Below are 26,835 nucleotides of genomic sequence, written 5' to 3' on the forward strand. Positions count from 1 at the left end.
GTATCGCAGCTTCAACGCCCGTGGCGCTGCAGCCATTGGCCCGCCAATTCACGAGCCCTGGCATCCGCCATGAATACCGCGTCGAGGTCGTCGACCGCGACCACGGCTTCCAGATTCAACACTTCCTCGATGATACTCGCGATCTCGAGGTAACGGACACGCCCATCGAGAAACGCCGCAACCGCCACTTCATTGGCCGCGTTGAGCATGGCTGGCGCACTGTTGCCCGCCTCGGCCGCCTGTCGGGCCAGGCGCAGGCAGGGGAAGCGCTGTTCGTCAGGCGCCTGGAAATCCAGGCGAGCGATGGCGAACAGGTCCAGCGGCGCGACGCCGGAATCGATCCGCACCGGCCAGGCCAGGGCGTTGGCGATCGGCGTGCGCATATCCGGGTTGCCCAACTGAGCCAGCACCGAACCGTCTATGTAGTCCACCAAGGAGTGAATCACGCTCTGCGGGTGAATCACCACCTCGACCTGAGACGGCTTGGCATCGAACAGCCAGCAGGCTTCGATCAGCTCCAGCCCCTTGTTCATCATGCTGGCCGAATCGACGGAAATCTTGCGCCCCATGGACCAGTTCGGATGCGCACAGGCCTGCTCGGGTGAAACATGCATCAATTCTTCCAGCGGTGTCTGCCGGAACGGACCGCCGGAGGCTGTCAGCAAAATCCGCCTGACCCCGACCGCGCCCAGGCCACGGGAAAAATCCTGCGGCATGCATTGAAAAATCGCGTTGTGTTCACTGTCGATGGGCAACAGCACCGAGCCGCTCTTGCGCACGGCCTGCATGAACAGTGCGCCGGACATGACCAGGGCTTCCTTATTGGCCAGCAGGATCTTCTTGCCGGCCTCCACCGCTGCGAGCGTCGGACGCAAGCCCGCCGCGCCGACAATTGCCGCCATCACGGCATCGACTTCCGGGTCGGAGGCTACCTGGCACAGGCCCTCCTCCCCCACCAGCACTCGGGTGGACAGCCCAGCGGCGCGCAGATCATCCTGCAAGGCCTGCGCTACGCCCGCCTCGGGCACCACGGCAAACCGAGGCGCGTGGCGCATGCACAACGCCAGCAACTCACTCAGGCGTGTGAAGCCACTCAGGGCGAATACCTGATAACGCTCGGGATGCCGAGCGATGACATCAAGCGTACTGAGCCCGATCGAGCCGGTGGCACCCAGTACTGTGATTTGTTGCGGCCGACTCACGAAGCCGCCATCCACAGCAGCACGGCGAAGATCGGAATCGCGGCGGTCAGGCTGTCGATACGATCCAGCACGCCGCCGTGACCGGGCAACAGGTTGCTGCTGTCCTTGATTCCGGACTGGCGCTTGAACATGCTTTCAGTCAGGTCGCCGACTACCGACACAAAGACGACGACAGCGGCGCCAAACAGGCCCATCAGCAACTGCGCGACCGTCCAGTCCCGCACGAGACCGACCACGGTCGTGATGACCAGACTCAAGACCAGGCCGCCATAGACCCCTTCCCAACTCTTGCCAGGACTGACCTTGGGGGCCAGCTTGCGCTTGCCAAAGGCCCGGCCGGAGAAATACGCGCCGACGTCGGCGCCCCAGACCAGCACCATGACCGCCATGATCTGCCAGTTGCCCAACGGTCCCTGTTTGATCCAGATCAGGCCTTGCCAGGCGGGCAGCAGGATCAGCAGGCCGATCATCAGTTTGGTGGCCGCATTGGCCCAATGATGAGTGGTGTTCGGATAGGTCAGCACCAGGAAGGTCGCTGTCGCCCACCAGAGCACCGCAGCCCCCAGCACCCAGGGCGCGAGGCCCGGTATCAGATGCATGATGAACAGCATGGCGGCCACCGCCATGGCGTAGGTCACACGTGCCGACTGCGCAGGAAAACCCGCCAGCCGCGCCCATTCCCAAGCGCCCAGTGTCACGACCAGCCCGATGAACAGGGCAAAACTGGCACCTTCGAGCAGGAAAAAGCCGCACAGGGCGATGGGCAACAGGATCAGGGCGGTGATGATTCGTTGTTTGAGCATTAAACCCGGGCTCCAGCCTCGATCTGCTCGCTCGTTTTACCGAAGCGACGCTGACGGGAAGCGAAATCGGCCAGTGCGGTGCGCATGGCTTCGTGTTTGAAGTCCGGCCAGAACAGGTCGGAGAAGTACAACTCGGCGTAAGCCAGTTGCCAGAGCAGAAAGTTGCTGATGCGGTGCTCGCCACCGGTACGGATACACAGGTCCGGCAACGGCAGGTCCCCGGTCGCCAGACAGGTCTGCAACAGGTCCGGAGTGATATCTTCCGGACGCAGATGACCGGCCTGGACTTCCCGTGCCAGCCGCTGGGCGGCTTGGGCGATGTCCCACTGGCCACCGTAGTTGGCGGCAATCTGCAGGACAAACCGGTCGGCACCGGCCGTTGCAGCCTCGGCTTCGCGCATCGCAGCCTGAAGCTCGGGGTGAAAACGCGAGCGATCACCGATGATGCGCAGGCTGATGCTGTTATCGTTGAGGCGCTTGGCCTCGCGGCGCAGGGCCTTGAGGAACAGGTCCATCAAAGCACTGACCTCATCGGCCGGGCGCTGCCAGTTCTCACTGGAGAACGCGAACAGGGTCAGCACTTCGACCCCGGCCTCGGCACACACCTCGATGACCGCGCGAACCGCGTCGACCCCGGCCTTATGCCCGGCAACGCCAGGCATGAAGCGTTTCTTGGCCCAACGGTTATTGCCGTCCATGATGATCGCCACATGGCGCGGCACCGCGAACGGCAAGGCCTGCTTGGTCTTTTCCATGAAAACGAGACCCTTATACGGCCATCAGGTCCGCTTCTTTTTGCTTGGTGGCCGCATCGATGTCAGCCTCTGCCTTGTCGGTCAGCTTCTGGATGTCGGCCGCTGCGCGACGCTCTTCGTCTTCGCTGATTTCCTTGTCCTTGACCAGCTTCTTCAGCTCACCCAGGGCATCGCGGCGGATGTTGCGCACAGCCACCCGAGCATCCTCGGCGGCGCTGCGCGCCTGCTTGGTGAAGCCCTTGCGGGTTTCTTCGGTCAGGGCAGGCATGGAGACCAGCAGCAACTCGCCCAGGTTGGTCGGGTTGAGGTTCAGGCCGGCGCTCTGGATCGCCTTGTCGACCGCCGCGAGCATGTTGCGCTCGAAGGCCACGACTTGCAGGGTTCGCGAATCCTTGACGGTGATGTTGGCAACGCTGCTGATAGGCGTGTCGGCGCCATAGTAAGGCACCATCACGCTGCCCAGGATGCTCGGATGCGCCTTGCCGGTACGGATCTGGCCAAACGCGTGGCTCAGAGACTCCAGGGATTTTTGCATACGCGCTTGGGCGTCTTTCTTGATTTCGTTGATCATTGTTGGCCTTCCTCGATCAGAGTCCCTTCCGCGCCGCCGTGTACGATATTCAGCAGGGCGCCGGGCTTGTTCATGTTAAAGACGCGCAGCGGCATCTTGTGGTCGCGGCACAGACAGATGGCCGTCAGGTCCATGACCCCCAGTTTGCGATCCAGTACTTCATCGTAGGTCAGATGATCGAACTTCTCGGCATGCGGGTCCTTGAACGGGTCGGCAGTGTAGACACCATCGACCTTAGTTGCCTTGAGCACGACATCGGCATCGATCTCGATCGCTCGCAGGCAGGCAGCCGAATCCGTGGTAAAGAACGGATTACCGGTGCCGGCGGCAAAAATCACCACTTCCTTGGAGTTGAGGTGGCGCATGGCCTTGCGGCGATCGTAGTGATCGGTCACGCCAACCATGGAAATGGCCGACATCACGATGGCCGAGATATTGGCACGCTCCAGCGCATCGCGCATAGCCAAGGCGTTCATCACGGTGGCCAGCATGCCCATGTGGTCGCCTGTGACCCGATCCATGCCGGCTGCGCTCAGCGCCGCGCCGCGAAACAGGTTGCCACCGCCGATGACCAGGCCGACCTGGACACCGATGCCGACCAGTTGACCGACTTCCAGGGCCATGCGATCCAACACTTTCGGATCGATTCCGAATTCTTCGGAGCCCATCAGGGCCTCGCCGCTAAGCTTGAGTAGAATGCGTTTATAGCGAGCCTGATAACCACTGCCCTGCTGAGCCATTGCGAATCTCTCCTGCGGCGTATTTTTGAAAATTCTCTGCGGCCGTTTTACAGCCTGCGTTCACTCTAGCTTGGCGCTGACACAGCGCCATCGGAACACGGCTTTGTAAGTCAGTTCCGACAGGAAACCAATAAAAATCGGCATCCTCATCCAAAAAGAGGCTGCGCGCGTGAGCGGGCAGCCTCTTCCGGGCGACAGTTGTAAAAACCTGTCTTATTGCTTGCTGGCAGCAGCTACCTGGGCAGCAACTTCTTCAGCGAAGTTGTCGACCGGCTTCTCGATGCCTTCACCAACCTTGAAGTAGGTGAACGAAACGATTTCGGCACCGGCTTTCTTCGCCAGATCGCCGACCTTGATTTCCGGGTTCTTGACGAACGCTTGCTCGACCAGGCTTGCTTCAGCCAGGAACTTGGAGATACGACCGGAAACCATCTTCTCGGCGATATCGGCAGGCTTGCCCTTGAGCTTCTCTTCGTTCAGTTGCAGGAAGACGTTCTTTTCACGCTCGATCGCTTCGGCCGATACGTCCGAAGGCAGCAGGAACTCAGGGTTGGACGCAGCCACGTGCATGGCGATGTCTTTCGCCAGCTCAGTGTCGCCGCCCTTGAGGACAACAGCCACACCGATCTTGTTACCGTGCAGGTAAGTACCGACCACGTCACCTTCGACGCGAACCAGGCGACGGATGTTGACGTTCTCGCCAGTCTTGCCGACCAGGACCAGGCGTGCAGCTTCCTGGGCTTCGATCAGCGGAGCGGCGTCGGTCATTTTGTCAGCGAAGGCTTTCTCGACGCTGGCAGCGACGAATGCCTTGAAGTCATCCTGCAGAGCCAGGAAGTCGGTCTGGGAGTTGACTTCCAGCAGAACGGCGGCCTTGCCGTCGTCCTTGATGGCGATGGCGCCTTCAGCGGCAACGTTGCCCGCTTTCTTGGCGGCCTTGATGGCGCCCGAGGCACGCATGTCATCAATGGCTTTCTCGATGTCGCCGCCAGCCTTGGTCAAGGCTTTCTTGCAGTCCATCATGCCTTCGCCGGTACGCTCGCGCAGTTCTTTGACCAACGCTGCAGTAATCTCTGCCATTTCAAAATCCTCTTGGATAGGTTTTCAACCATTCCACCCGACCGAACGGGCGATCAATTCTTCCTCGAACCACTGCTTATAGACCGGGACACGTGACAAACAGGTAGCTGCGCCGGCGACAAATGGTTTTCGAGGTGGCAAAAAGGGGGCCAAGCCCCCTTTTTGCTTACTGAGTCAACGCCAGGGCGTCGATTACTCAGCGGCTGCGGCCGGAGCTTCTTCAGCGAAGACTTCGGTGCCGCCATTAACATTGTTGCGACCACGGATAACAGCGTCAGCCATCGAACCCATGTACAGCTGGATGGCGCGAATGGCGTCATCGTTGCCTGGGATGATGTAGTCAACGCCTTCCGGGCTGCTGTTGGTATCGACTACGCCGATGACCGGGATGCCCAGCTTGTTGGCTTCGGTGATCGCGATGCGCTCGTGGTCTACGTCGATCACGAACAGTGCGTCAGGCAGGCCGCCCATGTCCTTGATACCGCCCAGGGAGCGGTCCAGCTTCTCAAGATCGCGAGTGCGCATCAGCGCTTCTTTCTTGGTCAGCTTGGCGAAAGTACCGTCTTCGGACTGCACTTCAAGGTCACGCAGACGCTTGATGGAAGCACGAATGGTCTTGAAGTTGGTCAGCATGCCGCCCAACCAGCGGTGATCGACGTACGGCGAACCGCAACGTGCTGCTTCTTCAGCAACGATCTTGCCAGCGGAACGCTTGGTGCCGACGAACAGAATCTTGTTCTTGCCCTGGGCCAGGCGCTCTACGAAGGTCAGTGCTTCGTTGAACATCGGCAGGGTTTTTTCAAGGTTGATGATGTGGATCTTGTTACGCGCGCCGAAAATGTACTTGCCCATTTTCGGGTTCCAGTAACGGGTCTGGTGACCGAAGTGCACACCGGCCTTCAGCATATCGCGCATGTTGACTTGGGACATGATAGTTCCTTGATAAGTCGGGTTTGGCCTCCACGTATCCCAATGACCAACCAGCAGCTGCATGAGCCGAAGGCACCCAGGTCATCGTGTCGACACGTGTGTGGATTTAAGCTTGCGGGGTCATCCCCGGAAAGCGGCGCATTTTATACCACGGCGTGGGCGAAAACGGAACACGGATTCTGCAGGTAGGCAAAACACCTCAAGCCGGGCACAAAACCGTGGCGAGGGAGCTTGCTCCCGCTGGGCTGCACAGCAGCCCCAATAAAGCGAGGGCCGCTACGCGCCCCAGCGGGAGCAAGCTCCCTCGCCACGGTTTATTTATGGTGCCTGACCGATCTGGTATTGCTGACAGGCGCGGATTGCCAGGATGGTCTGTTAGAATCGCCTCTTTCAGGGCTCGGCGTATCATCACCCGCCGCCCATTTCGCATCGAACAGCGCCGTCGGGCGCAGAGAGAGCCTGTATGACCGTTACCCTCAAGACTCCCGAGGACATCGCCAAAATGCGTGTCGCCGGCAAACTTGCCGCCGACGTGCTGGAAATGATCGCCGATTACGTCAAGCCTGGCGTGACCACCGAAGAGCTGGACCGCATCTGCCATGACTTTATCGTCAACGAACAGAAGGCTATCCCCGCGCCGCTCAACTATAAAGGCTTTCCGAAGTCGATCTGCACTTCGATCAACCACGTGGTCTGCCACGGCATCCCCAACGAAAAGCCGTTGAAGGATGGCGACACCTTGAACATCGACGTCACGGTCATCAAGGACGGCTATCACGGCGACACCAGCCGCATGTTCCATGTCGGCAACGTGCCGGAGTGGGCCCAGCGCCTGTCGAAGGTCACCCAGGAATGCATGTACATGGCCATCGAACTGGTGAAACCGGGCTGCCGCCTCGGGGACATCGGCGAAGTGATCCAGAAGCACGCGCAAAAGAATGGCTTCTCGGTGGTACGCGAGTTCTGCGGTCACGGCATCGGCAAGGTGTTCCACGAAGAACCGCAGATCCTGCACTACGGCCGTGCCGGTACCGGCATGGAACTGCAGGCCGGCATGACCTTCACCATCGAGCCGATGATCAACCAGGGCCGCGCCGACACCAAGGTGCTGGGCGACGGCTGGACCGCCATCACCAAGGACCGCAAGTTGTCGGCCCAGTGGGAGCACACCCTGCTGGTGACCGAGACCGGGTATGAGATCTTCACCTTGCGCAGCGACGACACCATACCTCGCGTTTCTGCCTGAACCGAACCCAGCCTATAGCTATAGATAGAAAGGAAAGCCATTCGATGCCGCAGGTGGATCCCGAACTCTTCGACCGTGGCCAGTTCCAGGCTGAACTGGCCCTGAAGGCAAGCCCCATCGCGGCCTTCAAGAAGGCGATCCGCCAGGCCCACGAAGTGCTCGACCAACGCTTTCGCGATGGCCGCGACATCCGCCGGCTGATCGAGGACCGCGCCTGGTTCGTCGATAACATCCTGCAAAGGGCCTGGGACCAGTTCGACTGGAGCCAGGAGGCCGACATCGCCTTGGTGGCGGTGGGTGGCTACGGGCGCGGCGAACTGCACCCCTACTCCGACATCGATCTGCTGATCCTGCTGGACAATGCCGATCACGAGGTGTTTCGCGACTCCATCGAGCGCTTCCTGACGCTGCTCTGGGACATCGGCCTGGAAGTCGGCCAGAGCGTGCGTTCGGTGCAGGAATGTGCCGACGAGGCCCGCGCCGACCTGACGGTGATCACCAACCTGATGGAGAGCCGCACCATCGCCGGCCCGGAACGGCTGCGCCAGCGCATGCTCGATGTCACCAGCACCGCGCACATGTGGCCGAGCAAGGATTTTTTCCTGGCCAAGCACGCCGAGCAGAAAGCCCGTCACCACAAGTACAACGACACCGAGTACAACCTGGAACCCAACGTCAAGGGCTCGCCCGGCGGGCTGCGGGATATCCAGACGATTCTCTGGGTCGCCCGTCGTCAGTACGGCACGCTGAACCTGCGCGCCCTGGCCGGCGAAGGTTTCCTGGTGGAAAGCGAAAACGCCCTGCTGGCCTCGTCCCAGGAGTTTCTGTGGAAAGTTCGCTACGCCCTGCACATGCTCGCCGGTCGTGCCGAGGACCGCTTGCTGTTCGATCACCAGCGCTCCATCGCGGGCCTGCTGGGTTTCGAGGGTCAGGACGCCAAGCAGGCCATCGAAAACTTCATGCAACAGTACTACCGGGTGGTGATGAGCATCGCCCAGCTCAGTGAGTTGATCATTCAGCACTTCGAGGAAGTCATCCTCGCCCCGGCAGATGAAGAGCCGCCGCAACCGATCAATGCGCGCTTCCAGTTGCACGACGGCTACATCGAAGCGCGTAACGCCAATGTGTTCCGTCGTACGCCGTTTGCCATGCTCGAAATCTTCGTGCTCATGGCCCAGCAGCCGGACATCAAAGGTGTACGCGCCGACACCATCCGCCTGTTGCGGGAAAACCGCCATCTGATCGATGACGGCTTCCGCCACGATATCCGCAACACCAGCCTGTTCATCGAATTGTTCAAGTGCAAGATCGGCGTTCACCGCAACCTGCGGCGCATGAACCGCTACGGAATCCTGGGGCGCTACCTGCCGGAGTTCGGCTTCATCGTCGGGCAGATGCAGCACGACCTGTTCCACATCTATACGGTGGATGCCCACACGCTGAACCTGATCAAGCACTTGCGCAAGCTGCAATACACCCAGGTATCGGAGAAATTCCCGCTCGCCAGCAAGCTCATGGGCAAACTGCCCAAGCCTGAGCTGATCTACATGGCGGGGCTGTACCACGACATCGGCAAGGGCCGTCAAGGCGACCATTCCGAAATCGGTGCGGTGGATGCCGAGGCGTTCTGCCAGCGCCATCAACTGCCGGTGTGGGACAGCCGGCTGATCGTCTGGCTGGTGCAGAATCACCTGGTGATGTCGACCACCGCCCAGCGCAAGGACTTGTCCGACCCGCAGGTGATCCACGACTTCGCCCAGATCGTCGGCGATGAAACCCGTCTGGATTACCTTTATGTACTGACCGTGGCCGACATCAACGCCACCAACCCGACCCTGTGGAACTCCTGGCGCGCCAGCCTGCTGCGCCAGCTCTACACCGAGACCAAGCGCGCCTTGCGCCGAGGCCTGGAGAACCCGGTGGACCGTGAGGAGCAGATCCGTCGTACCCAAAGCGCCGCCCTGGATATCCTGGTGCGCGGCGGCACCGATCCGGACGACGTCGAGCAGCTCTGGTCGCAACTGGGCGATGACTACTTCCTGCGCCACACTGCCGGCGACGTGGCCTGGCACAGCGACGCGATCCTGCAGCAACCGGCCGATGGCGGCCCGTTGGTACTGATCAAGGAAACCACGCAGCGGGAGTTCGAGGGCGGCACGCAGATCTTTATTTATGCCCCGGACCAGCATGACTTCTTCGCCGTGACCGTGGCCGCGATGGACCAGCTCAACCTCAACATCCATGACGCACGGGTCATCACCTCCAGCAGCCAGTTCACCCTCGACACCTACATCGTGCTCGACACCGATGGCGACTCGATTGGCGATAATCCTGCACGGATCAAGCAGATTCGCGACGGCCTCACCGAAGCCCTGCGCAACCCGGCGGACTACCCGACCATCATCCAGCGCCGGGTGCCGCGCCAGCTCAAGCATTTCGCGTTTGCGCCCCAGGTGACCATCCACAACGATGCCCTGCGCCAGGTCACCGTCCTGGAGCTCAGCGCCCCGGACCGCCCGGGCCTGCTGGCGCGGGTCGGGCATATTTTCCTGGACTTCGACCTGTCCTTGCAAAACGCCAAGATCGCCACTCTCGGCGAGCGGGTGGAGGACGTGTTCTTCATCACCGACGCCCATAACCAGCCTTTGTCCGACCCGCAGTTGTGCAGTCGCTTGCAGGAAGAAATGGTGCGGCATTTGAGCGTCAATCAGGAAAACGATATCAACCCGACGCGCATCAGCATCTGAACCCAAGGATTTTTTCCCCTGTGGGAGCGAGCCGGCTCGCGATGGCGGCAGTACATCCAAATTGATGTTGCCTGACCCCCGCAATCGCAAGCAGGCTCGCTCCCACACAGGACAGCGCCCCATTTTGAAGAGGCCCCCGATGAACAACGCTCTGAACCAGTTGCAGCCCTACCCGTTCGAAAAGCTTCGCGCCCTGCTGGGCAGCGTCACGCCGAACCCTGGCAAGCGCCCGATCGCCCTGTCCATCGGAGAACCCAAGCACCGTTCGCCAAGCTTCGTGGCCGAGGCCCTGGCAAACAACCTCGACCAGATGGCGGTGTACCCGACCACCCTCGGCCTGCCGGCACTGCGCGAAGCCATCACCGGTTGGTGCGAGCGGCGGTTCAACGTTCCGAACGGCTGGCTCGACCCGGCGCGCCATGTGCTGCCGGTCAACGGCACCCGTGAAGCGCTGTTCGCCTTCACCCAGACCGTGGTCAACCGTGGCGACGATGCGTTGGTGGTCAGCCCGAATCCGTTCTACCAGATCTATGAAGGCGCCGCGTTCCTGGCCGGAGCCAAGCCGCATTACCTGCCGTGCCTGGACGGGAACGGCTTCAATCCGGACTTCGACGCCGTTTCGCCGGACATCTGGAAACGTTGCCAGATCCTGTTCCTGTGCTCGCCCGGCAACCCGACCGGCGCGCTGATTCCGGTGGATGTGCTGAAAAAACTCATCGCCCTGGCCGACGAGCATGACTTCGTGATCGCGGCGGACGAGTGCTACAGCGAACTCTACTTCGACGAACAGACCCCACCGCCGGGCCTGCTCAGTGCCTGCGTCGAACTGGGACGCAAGGACTTCAAGCGTTGCGTGGTGTTCCACAGCCTGTCCAAACGCTCCAACCTGCCAGGCCTGCGCTCGGGTTTCGTGGCCGGCGACGCAGACGTCCTCAAGGGCTTCCTGCTGTACCGCACCTACCACGGCTGCGCGATGCCGGTGCAGACTCAACTGGCGAGCATCGCCGCGTGGAACGACGAAGAACATGTGCGAGCCAACCGGGCGCTGTATCGGGAGAAGTTCGATGCCGTGCTGGACATCCTCAGCCCGGTACTGGACGTGCAACGACCCGACGGCAGCTTCTACCTGTGGCCGAACGTGGCGGGCGACGACGCGGCATTCTGCCGGGACCTGTTCGAACAGGAACACGTCACCGTGGTGCCGGGCTCCTATCTGTCCCGCGACGTCAACGGCACCAACCCCGGCGCCGGCCGCGTGCGCATGGCTCTGGTCGCGCCGCTGGCGGAATGTGTGGAAGCGGCGGAGCGAATCCGGGCGTTCATCCAACGGCGTGGGTGATAGACCGTTTCGGTTGGACAATGAACCTGTGGCGAGGGAGCTTGCTCCCGCTGGGCGCGAAGCGTCCCTCGCTTTTTTGGGACTGCTGCGCAGTCCAACGGGAGCAAGCTCCCTCGCCACAAGAGCTTTCTGACCGGCATCAAATCTTCACTGCCTGACATTGCCTCATCGCGAGCAAGCTCGCTCCCACACCGGACGGCGGGGCTTACAGCATTCAGAGAACCACTGAGAACTGGAACCTGTTACGAGACACCGGCAATGAACAAACACATTGGATCTGACTTTGACGACTTCCTTGCCGAGCAAGGCATTGCCGAGGAAGTTTCTGCGGCCGCGCTCAAACGCGTCATCTCCTGGCAAATTGCCGAGGCCATGCGACTTCAGAAAGTGACCAAAAAGGCCTTGGCGGAGCGTATGCATACCAGCCGTACCGCGGTTGATCGTGCGCTTGATCAGAACGATGCGGGAATGACACTGGCAACGCTTGCCAGTGCGGCTCGTGCGCTGGGTCAGAGAGTGGAGGTACGGCTGGTTCCTGAGCAGGAAGGGACTCACGCGTAAATGCTGTTGTGGCGAGGGAGCTTGCTCCCGCTGGGCTGCGCAGCGGCCCCAAGGCAGTCTACTCAATTTGCCTGACACATCGGGGTATCAGGGCTTGGGGGCGCTTCGCGCCCCAGCGGGAGCAAGCTCTCTCACCACAGGGGCTTGGTGTCGATTCGTATTTTTGTAAACGACACCAATCCACTGTAGGAGCGAGCCTGCTCCGGGCGGCGTTCCGACGATGGGGCCGGACCTTACTGCATCAAGTCCGAACCTCGACCCGATCCAAAGCCTTGTCCACCAGCAAGCCCCCAAACTCGATCATCTGCACCACCCCCAACGCCACATGCCGCCGCGAGCCGTTCAGGTCGAAGAGCAAGTCGTTGAGCATGGCATTGGCCGAGGCCAGGGTTTCGCTGAGATTGGCCAGCAGGACTTCGGTATCGGCCGTGTCCACCACCTTGAACAACTGCGACGAGGATGGGGGTTCTGATTTGCTTTCCTCAGGCTTGAGGTAGTGATCCAGTGCCCGATCAGCGGCTTCTTGCAGCTTTTCGGGGGCGTAGTCGCCGTAGGGGAACGTGGAGGCTGGTTTTGGAGGATTTGGAGTTTCTTTGATCATGCTATTGCTCCTAGAGAATTGGGAGCCGCCACCGAGTCTTCTCACGGACCGGAAGGTGGCAGCCATACGCGGGGTGAGAATCCGAGTCTCTAGGAACTCGGCCATGCCGAAGCATGCCCGCGCACAGCCGCCATAACAATGCGCAGACGAAAAGCGCCTGCACTTTATATGGTGGGCGCCTGCGCGCCTAGAGGAGATCGGATTCTCCGTCCGGTCGCTGAATTGGCAGCGCCCCCCAGAAGCTAGAGTGCTCGCTTCCGACGGACAACCCTAAAAACTTGTCGGAAACTTCGGCGCGTCTGACAGACCACGACCGGCTGTTCAGACAAAAAACAAATAAAACGTACTACGCTCCAATCCGATGGCTACAAAGAGCTGTGGGTAAAGAAAGGCCTACCTTCCCCTCTGACCCGCACTATTTAACCAACCCCAAATTCGCCTCCGCCAGATCCAACTCCCCCAACACCTCGCGCAATACGTCATCGCCAATCTGATGAAGGCGGCTAAGCCGATACAGCTCCAGCCGCTGCGCCTTCAGTGCCTTCAAGCGCAGCCGGCGTTCCAGCAGGTCCATTTCGAACGCCAGGGCCTGGGCTTCGGCGGAGTCGTTGAAGACTTCCAACTGATGACGGTATTCGGACATCAGTCGCGCCTTGACCTCGGTCGACATGGCCGCAGCCGGCGCGCTGGCAGGCTCGGCTGGTTCTTCCACTTCCAGCGCTCGGATTGCCGCTTCAGCGGTCTTGCGCCAGGCGTCGCGGACTTCGTTGCGACGTTTGTCGTCGGGGCTTTTTTCGACGCCCCGCAGCAGCATGGGCAGGGCGATGCAGGCCGCGACCAGCGACAGCAGGATCACCCCGGCGGCGATGAAAATCAGCAGGTCCCGCTCGGGAAACGCCTCGCCCGCGTCGATCATCAGCGGCACTGAAAGCACACCCGCCAGGGTCACTGCACCGCGCACGCCGCCAAATGTCAGCAGCCAGCATGAACGCGCCGTCGGCACCAGGGTCAGTTCACCCCGACCGCGCCAGCGCCGCAGCAGTCCGGACAGCCGCCAGGTGCTCTGTACCCAGATGAACCGCAGCACCAGCAGCACGAGGAATATCGCCACCACGTCCAGGCAGCGGTAGAACAGCATTGGCCACAGCGCGTTTTCGTGGCTGGTCACGGCCTTGATGATGTCCGGCAGTTGCAGGCCCAGCAGCAGGAAGATCAGGCCGTTGAAGGCGAACTCCAACAGCGCCCAGACACTGCGGTTGAGCAGCCGCGTGCCGGTCTGGCGCGGCAGCAGGTCGAGCCAGCTCTGCATCATCCCTGCTGCCACCGCCGAGAGAATCCCCGACGCGCCCAGCCGTTCAGCCAGCACATAAGCGGCGAACGGCAACAGCAACATGAATACGACATGGGTAGCGGGATCGTCCCAGCCCCGGGCGACCATCCAGGCCCGCAGCCGCCCCACCAGCCAACTCAGGGCCACGCCGACCAGCAGTCCGCCCAGCGCCACCAGAATGAACGTCAGGCTGGCATTGGCCAGGGAAAACGCACCAGTGATGGCCGCTGCCAGGGCGAACTTGAAGGTCACCAGCCCCGACGCATCGTTCATCAGCGCTTCGCCCTGGAGCATATGCATCAGCGGCGCGGGCAAGCGGTCGCGGGCAATCGCCGAGACGGCCACGGCGTCGGTGGGCGACAACACTGCCGCCAACGCGAAGGCCACCGGCAGCGGGATACTCGGCAGCAACCAATGAATGAAGTAACCCGCTCCCACCACGGTGAACAACACCAGCCCCACCGCCAGCATCAGAATCGGCCCGCGCAGACGCCACAACTCGCGCTTGGGCATGCGCCAGCCGTCGGAGAACAGCAAGGGCGGCAAAAAGAGAAACAGGAACAGCTCAGGATCAAGGGCTACATGCAGCCCCAGGGACGGCCAGGCCAGCACAGCGCCGGCGCCGATCTGCACCAGGGGCAACGGCAGCGGGATTAACCGTCCGATCAGGCGCGAGACGCCCACCAGCATCAACAGGATCAGGACGGTATAGGCGCTTTGCATAACGGACTTCCAATGACAGCCATACACATCTGCGGCAACAGCCGGCCGCAGAAGTGCCATATTAACTGCCAAGGTGAACCCCCGCCTTTGCACATTGGTCGCACCTCAGCGGCGTCAATGCGCAATCGCCCCTTGGCCGCTCCTAACCTCCACGCGGCAGGAGCGACCGGCGATTATCCGACGCTAAACAGCTCGCTCGGCGGCACTGAGCGTCGAGCGAGCCGAGACAAAATCGACGCTGTCACCCTCGTTGTCGCTGTCATCCGCGATATGTTCGGTCGTCGACCTTTCGACCAGGGGCAACATTCCCTGCAGCTCATCCGGATGCGCGGGACCGGCCGAAAGCCTGTCCAACGCCGCAGAAGCCTTGTCCGCCAACGGTTGGGTCATCACAGCCGTGGTCACCCAGGCGGCGAGCACCGGGGCCATCGTCGCTGTAACCGTCGCCTTGCCCGCCGCTGCAACACCCGCAGGCGAAATCCCGGCGCTCCTGGCTGCGTTGACAGCGGCGGTCTGGGCCATGCCGATCGCGGTAATACCGCCGGCCAAGGCGCCGAGACCACTGACCAAGCCTGTCGGCGTAACCAAGGCTTGCAGCGATTTGCTGCCATCGCGCATCGCGTCCAGCGGCAGGCTGCCGACCCGCTTCGCAATGCCCATCGCAGCGCTTCCCACGCCGTAATTCTTGAGATCCTTGTAACGCTGATGCCAGTCTTGACGCCCCAACAGGTATTCCGGGCCAATCCGGTGTTTCGATTTATCAATGGAATGTTGCAGGTCATAAGCGGCCATGCCTGAAAGCGGAGAACCGACGGCAGCTATCACCGAGTCCACCTTGCTGCCCGTTTGCGCATCGACGGTCTTCGTCACGACGGGCTGGATGACCGTGCGCAGCACGTTTCGCGCGGAGAAGGTCTGGAAAGTCAGGCTGCCTTCAATAGCCTGGGTCGTCAGGCTCGGCTTCACCGCCTGGGCGGCTTCCTGCATGACCGGCTCCAGATCGGCATTCTCGGCCACCAGCCACTGGGTGTCGCTGGTGGCGCGCTTGATCAGGCCATTGCCGACCGTGTCGGTGGCGCTGCTGACCAGGCCGGCAATCGCCGACAATGCCAATGGCGCGGTAATCGAGCCATTGCCGGTCACCGCCGGGGCGAAGTCCAGCGCGATGGACGCCGCGCCGAAGGGAACCGAACGAATGAATCCAACAGCGTCATGAGACGCGCGATCCAGCCGCGAGCCTTTGGTCAGCACAGCATCGACGCTTTGCGCGGTTTCCCCGTCATTGGCCAAGGTACGCGACCGATCGTCGATCAGTGCTTCGAAGGCCTGGCGATTGGCACCGTTCATATGCGGCTCGAATATCCGGGTGAGCTGGGCCTTGATTGCACCAGTTCGATTTGCCAGGTCCTGTTCAGCCGAGACAGGGCCGATCGGGACGGATGCAGTGGTCCCGGTGGTCGATGTCGTTGAATGGGGCGCAAGCGTCTCTTCAGTCTGAAGCGTCAGTGGTTGGGGCGGTGTCAGGGAGATGGGATCCATGGGCGGGTCTCTTGTGCGAAAAAAGTGCTGGGTTTACCTGTGCTGTGTGGTCACCTCTTTGCTATCGGTTCCGCCTCGCCCGATCCGTCGCGACAGTCAAGGCACTGAAAGGATCGACGTGGCATAATCGTCCGCTGATTTTCAGGACGATACCGGGAACGTTTTGGGGGACCCTACATGCCCAAGGAAAACAAGCACTTACAGCTTTTCGGCATCAAAGCCTGCGATACGATGAAAAAAGCGCGTACCTGGCTCGATGAGCACGCGGTGCGCTATGACTTTCACGACTACAAAACTGCCGGCATCGATCGTGAGCACCTGACCCAATGGTGCAACGAGCACGGCTGGCAGGTGGTGTTGAACCGTGCCGGTACGACCTTTCGCAAGCTCGACGACGAACGCAAAGCCGATCTCGACCAGACGAAAGCCATCGAACTGATGCTCGCCCAACCCTCGATGATCAAGCGCCCGGTGCTGGATCTCGGTGACCGAACCCTGATTGGCTTCAAGCCAGATAGTTATGCGGCAGCGATCAAGTAATCCTGCCCAGTCCATTTTCTAGAGGTAATTTCATGTCCACTACCCTGTTCAGCCTGGCCTTTGGTGTCGGCACTCAAAACCGTGAAGGCGCCTGGCTGGAGGTGTTCTACGCACAGCCACTGCTCAACCCATCGGCAGATATCGTCAACGCCGTCGCGCCGATCCTGAACTACAGCGAAGGCAACCAGGCCATCACCTTTACCACCGCCCAGGCCTCGCAGCTGGCCGAAGCCCTCAAGGGCGTCGACGCGGCACAAGCCAAGCTGCTGACCCGCCTGGCCGAGAGCCATAAGCCACTGGTCGCCACCCTGCTGGCCGAAGACGCTCAACTGAGCTCGACCCCCGAGGCGTACCTCAAGCTGCACCTGCTGTCCCATCGCCTGGTCAAGCCCCACGGCCTGAACCTGGCCGGGATTTTCCCATTGCTGCCGAACGTGGCCTGGACCAGCCAGGGCGCGATCGACCTCGCCGAACTGGCCGAGCACCAGCTCGAAGCGCGCCTGCGCGGTGAGCTGCTGGAAGTGTTCTCGGTGGACAAGTTCCCGAAAATGACTGACTACGTGGTCCCGGCCGGCGTGCGCATCGCCGATGCCGCACGGATCCGCCTGGGCGCCTACGTGGGCGAAGGCACCACGGTGATGCATGAAGGTTTCATCAACTTCAACGCCGGCACCGAAGGCCCGGGCATGATCGAAGGCCGTGTCTCGGCGGGCGTATTCGTCGGCAAGGGTTCGGACCTGGGCGGTGGTTGCTCGACCATGGGCACCCTATCGGGTGGCGGCAACATCGTGATCAAGGTCGGCGAAGGCTGCCTGATCGGCGCCAACGCCGGCATCGGTATCCCGTTGGGCGACCGCAACACCGTGGAGTCGGGCCTGTACGTGACCGCCGGCACCAAGGTCGCGTTGCTGGACGACAACAACCAGCTGGTCAAGGTGGTCAAGGCCCGTGACCTGGCCGGCCAGCCTGACCTGCTGTTCCGCCGCAACTCCGAAACCGGCGCGGTGGAATGCAAGACCCATAAGTCGGCCATCGAGCTGAACGAAGCACTGCACGCGCATAACTAAGCCGCTTCACAGTCACCTGTGGGAGCCGACGTGCTCCCACAGGGTCCGGCTTCACTCCAGCAGGGCCCGAAAGCATGTTGATCCCCTCTCCCTGGCGCGCTGATTTCCCGGCCATCGCCGCCCTGCAACGGCAAGGCCAGACCTACCTGGACAACGCCGCCACCACGCAAAAACCCCAAGCCTTGCTCGACGCCCTGGCGCATTACTACGCCAACGGCGCGGCCAACGTGCACCGCGCGCAGCATTTGCCGGGCGCCCACGCCACCCAGGCGTTCGAAGACAGTCGCCTGAAAGTGGCGCAATGGCTCGACGCGGGCGATTGCGGGCAGATCGTCTTCACCCATGGCGCGACCAGCGCGCTGAATCTGCTGGCCTACGGGCTGGAACACTTGTTCAACCCAGGCGATGAGATCGTCATCAGCGCCTTGGAACACCACGCCAACCTGCTGCCCTGGCAACAACTGGCCGAACGCCGCTCGTTGAAGCTGGTGGTGTTGCCGTTGGGTGCCGACGGCGTGATCGACGTGGATGCCGCCGCCGAACTGATCGGCCCGCGTACCCGGCTGCTGGCCGTCAGCCAGTTGTCCAACGTATTGGGCGCCTGGCAACCGTTGCCGGCGTTGCTGGCGCTGGCAAAGGCCCACGGGGCGCTGACGGTGGTCGACGGCGCCCAGGGCGTGGTGCATGGTCGTCACGACGTGCAGGCCTTGGGCTGCGATTTCTACGTATTTTCCAGCCACAAACTCTACGGTCCCGACGGGCTGGGCGTGCTGTTTGGCCGTACCGAAGCGCTTGGCCAGTTGCGCCATTGGCAGTTCGGCGGCGAAATGGTGCAACAGGCCGACTACCACCACGCCACGTTCCGCCCGGCACCGCTGGGCTTTGAAGCCGGCACGCCACCGGTCGCCAGTGTGATCGGGCTGGGGGCGACCCTGGACTACCTGTCCGCGCTCGATCCGCAAAGCGTCGTCGACCACGAGGCAGCGCTGCATGACTACCTGCTCCACGGCCTGCTGGCGCGCAATGGTGTGCGCTTGATCGGCAACCCGCGCCTGGCTCTGGTCAGCTTCGGGGTCGAGGGCGTGCATAACGCTGACCTGGCCCATCTGCTGACCGAGCAAGGCATCGCCGTACGTGCCGGGCATCATTGCGCCATGCCGCTGTTCAAGCACCTCGGGCTGTCGGGGGCGATCCGGGTCTCGCTGGCGCTGTACAACGACTCCGCCGACATCGAGCGCTTTTTTGAAGCGCTGGATCAGGCCCTGGAGATGCTGCGATGAATCTGCCGACCGACGCCGCCACGGCGTTGCACGTTTTCCAGGATGCCTCGGGCTGGGAACAACGCGCCCGCCTGCTGATGCAATGGGGCGAGCGCCTGCCGCCCCTGAGCGACGCGGACAAATGCGAGGCCAACCTGGTCAGTGGTTGTGAAAGCCAGGTGTGGTTGGTGGGCCGGTTGCAGGATGGGCACTGGCAGTTTGCTGCGGCCAGTGAGGCGAGGTTGATTCGCGGGTTGGTGGCGCTATTGCTGGCACGGGTCAACGGCCTGACCGCCACTGAGTTGCTGCAGGTCGATCTGCCGGGGTGGTTTGCTGAGTTGGGATTGTCGCGTCAGCTTTCGCCTTCGCGCAGTAATGGGTTGAATGCGGTGTTGCAGCGAATGGTTGAGTTGGCGCGATAACGGTGGCGAGGGAGCTTGCTCCCGCTCGGCTGCAAAGCAGCCGCCTCGAGTTCAAGATGATTGATCCCGCAATGGGGGCCGCTTCGCGACCCAGCGGGAGCAAGCTCCCTCGCCACAATGGCAGTCACTGCGCGGGCTTGCCTCGATCAGCCGGCCGTCGAACCCCCGCCACGATCTTATCCACAGCCTTGGTCGCCGCGACCATGCCGAATGTCGCCGTGACCATCATCACTGCGCCAAACCCGCCGGCGCAGTCGAGCTTCACACCATCGCCGACAAAACTCTTCTGCAAGCAGATGCTGCCATCCGGCTTCGGGTAGCGCAGTTGTTCGGTAGAGAACACGCACGGCACGCTGTAGTGGCGGGTCACGGTGCGGGAAAAACCGTAGTCGCGGCGCAGGGTAGAGCGCACTTTCGAGGCCAGCGGATCGTTGAATGTGCGGTTCAGGTCGCAGACCTGGATCAGCGTCGGGTCGATCTGCCCGCCCGCGCCGCCGGTGGTGATGATCTGGATCTTGCGGCGCTTGCACCAGGCAATCAGTGCGGCCTTGGCGTTGACGCTGTCGATGCAGTCGATCACACAGTCGATGTTCGGCGTGATGTACTCGGCCATGGTGTCGCGGGTGACGAAATCCGCCACCGCATGCACGGTGCAGTCGGGATTGATGCCGCGCAGGCGCTCGGCCATCACCTCGACCTTGGGCTTGCCGACGGTGCTGTCCAGCGCGTGCAACTGGCGGTTGGCGTTGCTGACGCAGACATCGTCCAGGTCAAACAGGGAAATCTCGCCCACGCCGCAACGGGCTATGGCTTCCGCCGCCCACGATCCCACACCGCCCACCCCGACAATCGCCACATGGGCCGCTCGCAGGCGATCGAGGCCTTCGATGCCGTACAACCGGGCGATACCGGCAAATCGTGGATCTTCTGTACTCATGACCATTACCCCAAAAACCGGCGCGCATTATAGGGCACCCGTGAGCGATGGCGATGCAGGCCTGTCGAAAACCTTTGTGGGAGCAGGCTCGCTCCCACAGGTTTTATGTTCCAACCGACGGGGCCAAGGCGCCCATCAGGTTGGTTTTGCTATAAGATAACCGCATTTTGTGAGCGTTGGCCGAACACCTATCCAATGGTCGACCTCAGATCCTGTGGGAGCGGGCTTGCTCGCGAATACGGTGTGTCAGGCAATAGATATGTGACTGATACAGCGCTTTCGCGAGCAAGCCCGCTCCCACATGGGTCTATGTCTCTATTCCCTGTTCCCGGAGCTTTCCATGACGGCCCACGCCGACCTCTCGCCGACCCTGCAACTCGCCTGCGACCTGATCCGCCGTCCGTCCGTCACGCCGGTGGATGCCGATTGCCAGAAACTGATGATGCAGCGACTGGGCCAAGCGGGTTTCAAACTCGAACCCATGCGCATCGAGGATGTGGATAACTTCTGGGCCAGCCATGGCAAGCATGACGGGCCGGTGCTGTGTTTCGCCGGGCACACCGACGTGGTGCCGACCGGCCCGGTGCAGGCCTGGCAGCTCGACCCGTTCGATGCGGTCATCGACGAGCACGGCATGCTCTGCGGCCGTGGCGCGGCGGACATGAAAGGCAGCCTCGCGGCGATGGTGGTGGCGGCGGAACGGTTTGTCGCCGATTACCCGGACCACAAAGGCTCCGTGACTTTCCTGATCACCAGTGACGAAGAGGGCCCGGCCCACCACGGCACCAAGGCCGTGGTCGAGCGCCTCAAGGCTCGGCAGGAGCGGTTGGACTGGTGCATTGTCGGCGAGCCGTCGAGCACCACCCTGGTGGGCGACGTGGTGAAGAACGGCCGCCGCGGTTCCCTCGGTGCAAAACTGACCGTGCGCGGCAAGCAAGGCCACGTGGCTTATCCGCACCTGGCGAAAAACCCGATCCATCTGGCCGCGCCGGCCCTGGCGGAACTGGCTGCCGAGCATTGGGACCACGGCAACGACTTCTTCCCGCCCACCAGCTTCCAGATCTCCAATCTCAACGCCGGCACCGGCGCGACCAACGTGATCCCAGGCGAGCTGGTGGCGGTGTTCAACTTCCGCTTTTCCACCGAGTCCACGGTCGAAGGCCTGCAACAGCGGGTGGCCGACATCCTTGATAAACATCAGTTGGACTGGCACATCGACTGGGCATTGTCCGGCCTGCCCTTCCTCACCGAGCCAGGCGCGCTGCTGGACGCGGTGTCGTCGAGCATCAAGGACGTCACCGGCCGCGAAACCCACGCCTCCACCAGCGGCGGCACCTCCGACGGTCGTTTCATCGCTACCATGGGCACCCAAGTGGTGGAACTCGGGCCGGTCAACGCGACCATCCACCAGGTGGACGAACGCGTGCTGGCGGCCGATCTCGACGTGCTGACCGAGATCTACTACCAGACGCTGATCAAGTTGCTCGCCTGATGCTCGCCTGCCCGATCTGCAGTGAACCGCTCAATGCGGTGGACAACGGCGTGGTCTGCCCGGCCGGCCATCGATTCGACCGCGCCCGCCAGGGTTACCTGAACCTGCTGCCGGTGCAGCACAAGAACAGCCGCGATCCGGGCGACAACCAGGCCATGGTCGAGGCCCGCCGGGATTTCCTCAACGCGGGGCATTATGCCCCCGTCGCCCGGCGCCTGGCCGAGCTGGCGGCTGAACGTGCGCCGGGACGCTGGCTGGACATCGGTTGTGGCGAAGGCTATTACACCGCACAAATCGCCGACGCCCTGCCCCATGCCGACGGCTATGCCCTGGACATTTCCCGCGAGGCGGTCAAACGCGCCTGCAAACGCAACCCGCAGTTGACCTGGTTGATCGCCAGCATGGCCCGGGTGCCGTTGGCGGACGGTTGTTGCCAATTCCTGGCGAGCGTGTTCAGCCCACTGGACTGGCAGGAGGCCAAGCGCCTGCTCAGCCCCGGTGGCGGCCTGATGAAAGTCGGCCCCACCAGCGGCCACCTGATGGAACTGCGCGAGCGGCTGTACGACGAGGTGCGCGAATACACCGATGACAAACACCTGGCCCTGGTGCCTGCCGGCATGATGCTGGATCACAGCGAGACCTTGGAATTCAAGCTCACGCTCGACAGCGGCCAGGACCGCGCCAACCTGCTGGCAATGACGCCCCACGGCTGGCGCGCCAGCGCCGAACGCCGCGCCAGCGTGATTGAGCAGGCGGCGCCCTTCGAGGTCACGGTGTCGATGCGCTACGATTATTTCGTTCTTCAATAACCTTTAGATTCCAGGCCTCGGTCATTCGGCCGGGGCCAGATAAATCCGCGAATGGATTTTTCAGGACCGCAGCGAGGACATCCATGCGCCAACCCGATATCGAGATTTACCTCAAGGACGCCGACGTCGACCACAAGGCCATCGCCGCCTGGCTGACCCAGGCGCTGGGCCCGTGCAGCGAATGGACTCAGAAAGGCCAGACCTACAAGTGCAAGGCCGGCAACATCCCGGTGACCTGGCTGCCCAAAGCCGTCGGCAAGTGGAACAGCCTGTACCTGGAAAGCGACCAGACCCCGTGGGACGACGACATCGCCTGTGCCCGCGCCGCCTACGCCGCGCTGAACGTCGAAGTGCGCTGCGCACCGGGGTCATGGGTGGAGGAAGAAGGGGAAGAATCGGCGGACCGCTGGATTCGCATCAGTGCCGATGGGGAAGAGGAGATTACCTGGCGGACGGCTTGATGCAGCCTTTGCGGATGTAAAAGCAGATCCAATGTGGGAGCGAGCCTGCTCGCGATAGCGGTGTATCAGTCGATGATGTGTTGCCTGATACACGCTATCGCGAGCAGGCTCGCTCCCACAGGCGTCCCTGATATGGCTGAAAAAGCTTACAACCCCACCACATCCTCAGCCTGCAAGCCCTTCTGCCCTTCCACCACCGCGTATTCGACCTGCTGGCCTTCGGTCAGCGAGCGGTGGCCTTCGCCGCGGATCGCGCGGTAATGCACGAAGACATCCGCCCCGCCTTCGCGCTGGATGAAGCCATAGCCTTTGGCGTCGTTGAACCACTTCACGTTGCCGGTTTCGCGTGCTGCCATGATGCTCACTCCCATTCTTATTTTTAGCCGACTGGTAGTCGTACGAACTTTCGCCGGCCTCCGACCGTCCATGAGATGCGAAGGCGGCTAGCCGACCGAGTATATGACAGCCGCAAAAACTCTCAACTGACTTTACTTCGGCGCTTTTTTGCCGATTTTCGATGAATCCTGCACACTAGCCAGCCCGAGCAGCCGCTCGGTTTCATCCACTCATGCAGAAGCCGTATGACCCGTTCTCCGTTCCGCCGTCTTGTGTTTGGCACCTTGCGCCGGCTGTTGTACCTCTGGGTTCGCTCCGAGACCATCAACCAGTCGTCCTTCACCCTCAACCTCGACCGCAGCCGTCCGGTGTTCTACGTCCTGCAAGATCCATCGCTGACCGACCTGGCGGTGCTCGACACCGAGTGCACCAAGGCCGGCCTGCCCCGTCCGGTTCTGCCAGTATCAGTAGGTAACTTGCTGGAGCCGGCGGCGTTTTTCTACCTGACCCCGGCACCGGACTGGCTCGGGCGCCAGGACAAACGCGGCGCGCCGCCGACCCTGACGCGGCTGGTCAATGTGCTGAGCCATGATGCCGCCGAGGATGCGCAGATCATCCCGGTCAGCGTGTTCTGGGGCCAATCGCCCGACAGTGAATCCAGTCCCTGGAAGCTGCTGTTCGCCGACAGCTGGGCCGTCACCGGGCGCCTGCGGCGTCTGCTGAGCATCATGATCCTGGGGCGCAAGACCCGCGTGCAGTTCTCCGCGCCGATCCACCTGCGCGAGCTGATCGAGCACGACAAGGGCCACGAACGCACCGTGCGCATGGCCCAGCGGATCCTGCGGGTGCACTTTCGCAACCTGAAGTCTGCGGTCATCGGCCCCGACATTTCTCACCGGCGCAACCTGGTCAAGGGCCTGTTGAACCAGCCGCTGGTCAAGCAGGCGATTGCCGACGAGGCCGAACGGGAAAAGATTGCTCCGGAAAAAGCCAAGGCCCAGGCCCTGCGCTACGGCAATGAAATCGCCTCCGACTACACGTACACCGCGATCCGTTTCCTGGAGGTGGTGCTGAGCTGGTTCTGGAACAAGATCTACGACGGCATCAAGGTCAACCACATCGAAAATGTGCAAGCGATCGCGCCCGGTCACGAGGTCATCTATGTACCGTGCCACCGCAGCCACATCGACTACCTGCTGCTGTCGTACCTGCTGTTTCGCAACGGCCTGACACCACCGCACATCGCCGCCGGCATCAACCTGAACATGCCGGTCATCGGCGGCCTGCTGCGCCGTGGCGGAGCGTTTTTCATGCGCCGCACGTTCAAGGGCAACCCGCTCTACACCGCGGTGTTCAACGAATACCTGCACACCTTGTTCACCAAGGGCTTCCCGGTGGAATACTTCGTCGAGGGCGGGCGCTCGCGCACCGGGCGCATGCTGCAACCCAAGACCGGCATGCTCGCCATCACCCTGCGCAGCTTCCTGCGTTCATCGCGCACGCCCATCGTCTTCGTGCCGGTCTATATCGGCTACGAACGCGTGCTGGAAGGCCGTACCTACCTGGGCGAACTGCGCGGGGCCAGCAAGAAGAAGGAATCGATCTTCGATATCTTCAAAGTCATCGGCGCCCTCAAGCAGCGCTTTGGCCAGGTGGCAGTGAACTTCGGCGAGCCGATCAAGCTGGCGGAGTTCCTCGACGCCGAACAGCCGGACTGGCGTCAACAGGAGTTGGGGCCACAGTTCAAACCGGCGTGGCTCAACGCAACCACCCATCGCCTGGGCGAGCGCGTGGCCCGGCACTTGAACGAAGCCGCGGCGATCAACCCGGTCAATCTCGTGGCCCTGGCCTTGCTGTCCACCAGCCGCCTGGCCCTGGACCACCATGCCATGGCCCGGGTGCTGGACCTTTACCTGGCATTGCTGCGCAAAGTGCCCTATTCCCCCCACACCACCCTGCCCGAGGGCGACGGGCAAGCGCTGATCAAACATGTGAAGGACATGGACCTGCTGTCCGAACAGAGCGACGCCCTGGGCAAAATCCTGTACCTGGACGAGCAGAATGCGGTACTGATGACCTACTACCGCAACAACGTGCTGCACATCTTCGCCCTGCCGGCGTTGCTTGCCAGCTTCTTCCAGAGCACCTCGCGCATGAGCCGCGAGCAGATCCTGCGCTACACCCGTGCGCTGTACCCGTACCTGCAATCGGAGCTGTTCATTCGCTGGTCGCTGGAGGAGCTGGAGGGCGTGGTCGACCAGTGGCTCGAAGCGTTCGTCGAACAGGGCCTGCTGCGTTTCGAAAAGGATCTGTACCTGCGCCCGGCCCCGAGCTCGCGGCACTTCGTATTGCTCACGCTGCTGTCCAAGAGCATCGCCCAGACCTTGCAGCGCTTCTACATGACCGTCTCGCTGCTGCTCAACAGTGGGCAGAACAGCGTCAGCGCCGAAGAGCTGGAAGACCTGTGCACCGTGATGGCCCAGCGCCTGTCGATCCTGCATGGGCTGAACGCCCCGGAGTTCTTCGACAAGAGCCTGTTCCGGCACTTCATCCAGACCCTGCTCGACCTCGACGTACTGCGTCGCGACGAAGCCGGCAAGCTGAGCTATCACGAACTGCTGGGCGAGTTGGCCGAGGGCGCGGCGAAGCGGGTGCTGCCGGCGGAGATTCGCCTGTCGATCCGCCAGGTCGCGTTGCATCGCAGCGAGGACGCGGCGGAGGCCGTCATGACCACGGAAAGCGATGATTCGACACCGCTAAACGGATAAACCCACAGCACTCGAAGAAAAGACCTACAGAAAGCTGCGCAAGTGAGCCCTAGGATGGGCTCGCGTCAATGTCGACGTAATGAAAAGGAAGTCATCATGAAGATCATCACATTAACCATGCGCCTGCCGGAAGGCTTTCAACTGCCGGAAGACGGCCGCCCCGAAGTCAGCGTTCGGGACGCCCGCGGCATTCAGATCAGCGCAAGCGGCGGCCAGGGTTCCAACGTAGCGCCAACGGAACCGGTGGCTGCAAACCCTTGGCAGCATCGTTTCCAGATCGATCCGCAAGCCTTTGACGAAGGGGACGAGCTGTCGGTAAGCGCCCAGATTTACCAAGGGGCCACCGCTGTTTTTCTGGATACCGAACACACCTTCGCCTGGGATGGCACCGATCAACACGTTGACATCCCCTTGAGCCTGGCGCCAGCATCGCAGGCTGAAACTGCCCAGGCACCCGCGTTCGGTTCCTGAACCGCGACGTAACGGCTGGATGCCTGGACGTAAATTTCGCTAGAGGTTCGGGGGGGGGGGGGGGGGGGGGGGGGGGGGGGGAGAAAAGAAAGATCACCAAAAAAAA

The 26,835-nt window shown here is 62.0% G+C and carries 25 protein-coding genes; 13 read left to right on the forward strand and 12 right to left on the reverse strand.

Going from position 1 to position 26,835, the window contains the following annotated elements:
* Positions 1–11 precede the first annotated feature (11 nt).
* The 7 genes from ispC to rpsB all read right to left on the reverse strand — a co-directional run bounded on the left by ispC (position 12) and on the right by rpsB (position 6,081).
* Positions 12–1,202: a 1-deoxy-D-xylulose-5-phosphate reductoisomerase gene (ispC, locus tag ACLEJR_RS17675; RefSeq protein ID WP_440791187.1), complete on the reverse strand. Its 1,191-nt coding sequence runs from the start codon at positions 1,200–1,202 to the stop codon at positions 12–14.
* Positions 1,199–2,005 (reverse strand): phosphatidate cytidylyltransferase, encoded by an 807-nt coding sequence (locus ACLEJR_RS17680; protein ID WP_440815413.1) that lies wholly within the window; start codon positions 2,003–2,005, stop codon positions 1,199–1,201. The genes ispC and ACLEJR_RS17680 overlap by 4 nt, the downstream gene beginning before the upstream one ends.
* Complete coding sequence (gene uppS / locus ACLEJR_RS17685; RefSeq protein WP_440791190.1) at positions 2,005–2,760, reverse strand: polyprenyl diphosphate synthase; 756 nt, start codon at positions 2,758–2,760, stop codon at positions 2,005–2,007. The genes ACLEJR_RS17680 and uppS overlap by 1 nt, the downstream gene beginning before the upstream one ends.
* Before the next feature lie 13 nt (positions 2,761–2,773).
* Positions 2,774–3,331, reverse strand: coding sequence for a ribosome recycling factor (gene frr, locus ACLEJR_RS17690; RefSeq protein WP_440791192.1), 558 nt, complete (start codon positions 3,329–3,331; stop codon positions 2,774–2,776).
* Positions 3,328–4,071: a UMP kinase gene (gene pyrH / locus ACLEJR_RS17695; RefSeq protein WP_003189161.1), complete on the reverse strand. Its 744-nt coding sequence runs from the start codon at positions 4,069–4,071 to the stop codon at positions 3,328–3,330. The genes frr and pyrH overlap by 4 nt, the downstream gene beginning before the upstream one ends.
* Positions 4,072–4,284: 213 nt before the next feature.
* A complete protein-coding gene (gene tsf / locus ACLEJR_RS17700) occupies positions 4,285–5,151 on the reverse strand; it encodes a translation elongation factor Ts (RefSeq protein ID WP_440791194.1) in 867 nt (288 codons plus the stop codon).
* 192 nt (positions 5,152–5,343) lie between these two features.
* The gene (gene rpsB / locus ACLEJR_RS17705; RefSeq protein ID WP_003198231.1) at positions 5,344–6,081 is read right to left on the reverse strand and encodes a 30S ribosomal protein S2; all 738 of its coding nucleotides are present in this window, start codon (positions 6,079–6,081) and stop codon (positions 5,344–5,346) included.
* A 463-nt stretch (positions 6,082–6,544) separates the two neighbouring features.
* On the opposite strand from rpsB, the gene map reads away from it, so the two are divergent.
* The 4 genes from map (at position 6,545) to ACLEJR_RS17725 (ending at position 11,974) form a co-directional block, all read left to right on the forward strand.
* Entirely contained in the window at positions 6,545–7,327 is a 783-nt protein-coding gene (map, locus tag ACLEJR_RS17710; protein ID WP_440791196.1) for a type I methionyl aminopeptidase, read from the forward strand.
* A gap of 44 nt (positions 7,328–7,371) precedes the next feature.
* Complete coding sequence (locus ACLEJR_RS17715) at positions 7,372–10,074, forward strand: [protein-PII] uridylyltransferase (RefSeq protein WP_440815416.1); 2,703 nt, start codon at positions 7,372–7,374, stop codon at positions 10,072–10,074.
* A gap of 139 nt (positions 10,075–10,213) precedes the next feature.
* Positions 10,214–11,413, forward strand: coding sequence for a succinyldiaminopimelate transaminase (gene dapC / locus ACLEJR_RS17720; RefSeq protein ID WP_440815418.1), 1,200 nt, complete (start codon positions 10,214–10,216; stop codon positions 11,411–11,413).
* A 258-nt stretch (positions 11,414–11,671) separates the two neighbouring features.
* Positions 11,672–11,974 (forward strand): Fis family transcriptional regulator, encoded by a 303-nt coding sequence (locus tag ACLEJR_RS17725; RefSeq protein ID WP_440791202.1) that lies wholly within the window; start codon positions 11,672–11,674, stop codon positions 11,972–11,974.
* Positions 11,975–12,215: 241 nt separating this feature from the next.
* On the opposite strand, the gene ACLEJR_RS17730 is transcribed toward ACLEJR_RS17725, so the two are convergent.
* The 3 genes from ACLEJR_RS17730 to ACLEJR_RS17740 all read right to left on the reverse strand — a co-directional run bounded on the left by ACLEJR_RS17730 (position 12,216) and on the right by ACLEJR_RS17740 (position 16,167).
* Positions 12,216–12,575 (reverse strand): DUF6124 family protein, encoded by a 360-nt coding sequence (locus tag ACLEJR_RS17730; protein ID WP_440815421.1) that lies wholly within the window; start codon positions 12,573–12,575, stop codon positions 12,216–12,218.
* A gap of 415 nt (positions 12,576–12,990) precedes the next feature.
* A complete protein-coding gene (locus tag ACLEJR_RS17735) occupies positions 12,991–14,628 on the reverse strand; it encodes a Na+/H+ antiporter (protein WP_440791206.1) in 1,638 nt (545 codons plus the stop codon).
* Between the two features lie 183 nt (positions 14,629–14,811).
* On the reverse strand, positions 14,812–16,167 hold the full coding sequence (locus ACLEJR_RS17740) for a type III effector protein RopAA (protein ID WP_440815424.1): 1,356 nt from the start codon (positions 16,165–16,167) through the stop codon (positions 14,812–14,814).
* Between the two features lie 177 nt (positions 16,168–16,344).
* Between ACLEJR_RS17740 and ACLEJR_RS17745 the strand changes: the two genes are divergently transcribed.
* The 4 genes from ACLEJR_RS17745 (at position 16,345) to ACLEJR_RS17760 (ending at position 19,455) form a co-directional block, all read left to right on the forward strand.
* Positions 16,345–16,707, forward strand: coding sequence for an ArsC family reductase (locus ACLEJR_RS17745; RefSeq protein ID WP_440791209.1), 363 nt, complete (start codon positions 16,345–16,347; stop codon positions 16,705–16,707).
* 32 nt (positions 16,708–16,739) lie between these two features.
* On the forward strand, positions 16,740–17,774 hold the full coding sequence (dapD, locus tag ACLEJR_RS17750; protein ID WP_440791211.1) for a 2,3,4,5-tetrahydropyridine-2,6-dicarboxylate N-succinyltransferase: 1,035 nt from the start codon (positions 16,740–16,742) through the stop codon (positions 17,772–17,774).
* A 74-nt stretch (positions 17,775–17,848) separates the two neighbouring features.
* Complete coding sequence (locus ACLEJR_RS17755; protein ID WP_440815426.1) at positions 17,849–19,054, forward strand: aminotransferase class V-fold PLP-dependent enzyme; 1,206 nt, start codon at positions 17,849–17,851, stop codon at positions 19,052–19,054.
* Positions 19,051–19,455 carry a SufE family protein gene (locus tag ACLEJR_RS17760; RefSeq protein ID WP_440815428.1) on the forward strand — a complete coding sequence of 135 codons (405 nt, stop codon included), beginning with the start codon at positions 19,051–19,053 and terminating at the stop codon, positions 19,453–19,455. Before ACLEJR_RS17755 ends, ACLEJR_RS17760 begins: the two co-directional genes overlap by 4 nt.
* 124 nt (positions 19,456–19,579) lie before the next feature.
* Here the strand turns inward: ACLEJR_RS17760 and tcdA are convergent, their stop codons facing one another.
* The gene (gene tcdA / locus ACLEJR_RS17765) at positions 19,580–20,392 is read right to left on the reverse strand and encodes a tRNA cyclic N6-threonylcarbamoyladenosine(37) synthase TcdA (protein WP_440815431.1); all 813 of its coding nucleotides are present in this window, start codon (positions 20,390–20,392) and stop codon (positions 19,580–19,582) included.
* A gap of 340 nt (positions 20,393–20,732) precedes the next feature.
* On the opposite strand from tcdA, the gene dapE reads away from it, so the two are divergent.
* The 3 genes from dapE (at position 20,733) to ACLEJR_RS17780 (ending at position 23,154) form a co-directional block, all read left to right on the forward strand.
* Positions 20,733–21,884 (forward strand): succinyl-diaminopimelate desuccinylase, encoded by a 1,152-nt coding sequence (gene dapE / locus ACLEJR_RS17770; RefSeq protein WP_440791219.1) that lies wholly within the window; start codon positions 20,733–20,735, stop codon positions 21,882–21,884.
* The gene (locus ACLEJR_RS17775; RefSeq protein ID WP_440815433.1) at positions 21,884–22,693 is read left to right on the forward strand and encodes a putative RNA methyltransferase; all 810 of its coding nucleotides are present in this window, start codon (positions 21,884–21,886) and stop codon (positions 22,691–22,693) included. Before dapE ends, ACLEJR_RS17775 begins: the two co-directional genes overlap by 1 nt.
* Positions 22,694–22,776: 83 nt before the next feature.
* On the forward strand, positions 22,777–23,154 hold the full coding sequence (locus tag ACLEJR_RS17780) for a hypothetical protein (protein ID WP_440791223.1): 378 nt from the start codon (positions 22,777–22,779) through the stop codon (positions 23,152–23,154).
* A gap of 146 nt (positions 23,155–23,300) precedes the next feature.
* On the opposite strand, the gene ACLEJR_RS17785 is transcribed toward ACLEJR_RS17780, so the two are convergent.
* On the reverse strand, positions 23,301–23,510 hold the full coding sequence (locus tag ACLEJR_RS17785; protein ID WP_003184959.1) for a cold-shock protein: 210 nt from the start codon (positions 23,508–23,510) through the stop codon (positions 23,301–23,303).
* A gap of 225 nt (positions 23,511–23,735) precedes the next feature.
* Between ACLEJR_RS17785 and plsB the strand changes: the two genes are divergently transcribed.
* Positions 23,736–26,258 carry a glycerol-3-phosphate 1-O-acyltransferase PlsB gene (gene plsB, locus ACLEJR_RS17790; protein ID WP_440791225.1) on the forward strand — a complete coding sequence of 841 codons (2,523 nt, stop codon included), beginning with the start codon at positions 23,736–23,738 and terminating at the stop codon, positions 26,256–26,258.
* A gap of 96 nt (positions 26,259–26,354) precedes the next feature.
* Complete coding sequence (locus ACLEJR_RS17795) at positions 26,355–26,729, forward strand: hypothetical protein (protein ID WP_440791227.1); 375 nt, start codon at positions 26,355–26,357, stop codon at positions 26,727–26,729.
* Positions 26,730–26,835: the final 106 nt, after the last annotated feature.

The organism is Pseudomonas sp. SMN5 (assembly GCF_052041925.1).
Taxonomy (GTDB): domain Bacteria; phylum Pseudomonadota; class Gammaproteobacteria; order Pseudomonadales; family Pseudomonadaceae; genus Aquipseudomonas.

What these genes read in the sequence shown, in the direction of transcription:
- ACLEJR_RS17785 (WP_003184959.1), bottom strand. Translation starts at nt 23,510, where the DNA reads ATGGCAGCACGCGAAACCGGCAACGTGAAGTGGTTCAACGACGCCAAA.
- plsB (WP_440791225.1), top strand. Translation starts at nt 23,736, where the DNA reads ATGACCCGTTCTCCGTTCCGCCGTCTTGTGTTTGGCACCTTGCGCCGG.
- dapE (WP_440791219.1), top strand. Translation starts at nt 20,733, where the DNA reads ATGACGGCCCACGCCGACCTCTCGCCGACCCTGCAACTCGCCTGCGAC.
- dapD (WP_440791211.1), top strand. Translation starts at nt 16,740, where the DNA reads ATGTCCACTACCCTGTTCAGCCTGGCCTTTGGTGTCGGCACTCAAAAC.
- ACLEJR_RS17725 (WP_440791202.1), top strand. Translation starts at nt 11,672, where the DNA reads ATGAACAAACACATTGGATCTGACTTTGACGACTTCCTTGCCGAGCAA.
- ACLEJR_RS17780 (WP_440791223.1), top strand. Translation starts at nt 22,777, where the DNA reads ATGCGCCAACCCGATATCGAGATTTACCTCAAGGACGCCGACGTCGAC.
- frr (WP_440791192.1), bottom strand. Translation starts at nt 3,331, where the DNA reads ATGATCAACGAAATCAAGAAAGACGCCCAAGCGCGTATGCAAAAATCC.
- map (WP_440791196.1), top strand. Translation starts at nt 6,545, where the DNA reads ATGACCGTTACCCTCAAGACTCCCGAGGACATCGCCAAAATGCGTGTC.
- ACLEJR_RS17740 (WP_440815424.1), bottom strand. Translation starts at nt 16,167, where the DNA reads ATGGATCCCATCTCCCTGACACCGCCCCAACCACTGACGCTTCAGACT.
- tcdA (WP_440815431.1), bottom strand. Translation starts at nt 20,392, where the DNA reads ATGAGTACAGAAGATCCACGATTTGCCGGTATCGCCCGGTTGTACGGC.
- ACLEJR_RS17745 (WP_440791209.1), top strand. Translation starts at nt 16,345, where the DNA reads ATGCCCAAGGAAAACAAGCACTTACAGCTTTTCGGCATCAAAGCCTGC.
- ACLEJR_RS17735 (WP_440791206.1), bottom strand. Translation starts at nt 14,628, where the DNA reads ATGCAAAGCGCCTATACCGTCCTGATCCTGTTGATGCTGGTGGGCGTC.
- ACLEJR_RS17680 (WP_440815413.1), bottom strand. Translation starts at nt 2,005, where the DNA reads ATGCTCAAACAACGAATCATCACCGCCCTGATCCTGTTGCCCATCGCC.
- tsf (WP_440791194.1), bottom strand. Translation starts at nt 5,151, where the DNA reads ATGGCAGAGATTACTGCAGCGTTGGTCAAAGAACTGCGCGAGCGTACC.
- rpsB (WP_003198231.1), bottom strand. Translation starts at nt 6,081, where the DNA reads ATGTCCCAAGTCAACATGCGCGATATGCTGAAGGCCGGTGTGCACTTC.
- dapC (WP_440815418.1), top strand. Translation starts at nt 10,214, where the DNA reads ATGAACAACGCTCTGAACCAGTTGCAGCCCTACCCGTTCGAAAAGCTT.
- ACLEJR_RS17730 (WP_440815421.1), bottom strand. Translation starts at nt 12,575, where the DNA reads ATGATCAAAGAAACTCCAAATCCTCCAAAACCAGCCTCCACGTTCCCC.
- ACLEJR_RS17760 (WP_440815428.1), top strand. Translation starts at nt 19,051, where the DNA reads ATGAATCTGCCGACCGACGCCGCCACGGCGTTGCACGTTTTCCAGGAT.
- pyrH (WP_003189161.1), bottom strand. Translation starts at nt 4,071, where the DNA reads ATGGCTCAGCAGGGCAGTGGTTATCAGGCTCGCTATAAACGCATTCTA.
- ACLEJR_RS17795 (WP_440791227.1), top strand. Translation starts at nt 26,355, where the DNA reads ATGAAGATCATCACATTAACCATGCGCCTGCCGGAAGGCTTTCAACTG.
- ACLEJR_RS17755 (WP_440815426.1), top strand. Translation starts at nt 17,849, where the DNA reads ATGTTGATCCCCTCTCCCTGGCGCGCTGATTTCCCGGCCATCGCCGCC.
- uppS (WP_440791190.1), bottom strand. Translation starts at nt 2,760, where the DNA reads ATGGAAAAGACCAAGCAGGCCTTGCCGTTCGCGGTGCCGCGCCATGTG.
- ACLEJR_RS17715 (WP_440815416.1), top strand. Translation starts at nt 7,372, where the DNA reads ATGCCGCAGGTGGATCCCGAACTCTTCGACCGTGGCCAGTTCCAGGCT.
- ACLEJR_RS17775 (WP_440815433.1), top strand. Translation starts at nt 21,884, where the DNA reads ATGCTCGCCTGCCCGATCTGCAGTGAACCGCTCAATGCGGTGGACAAC.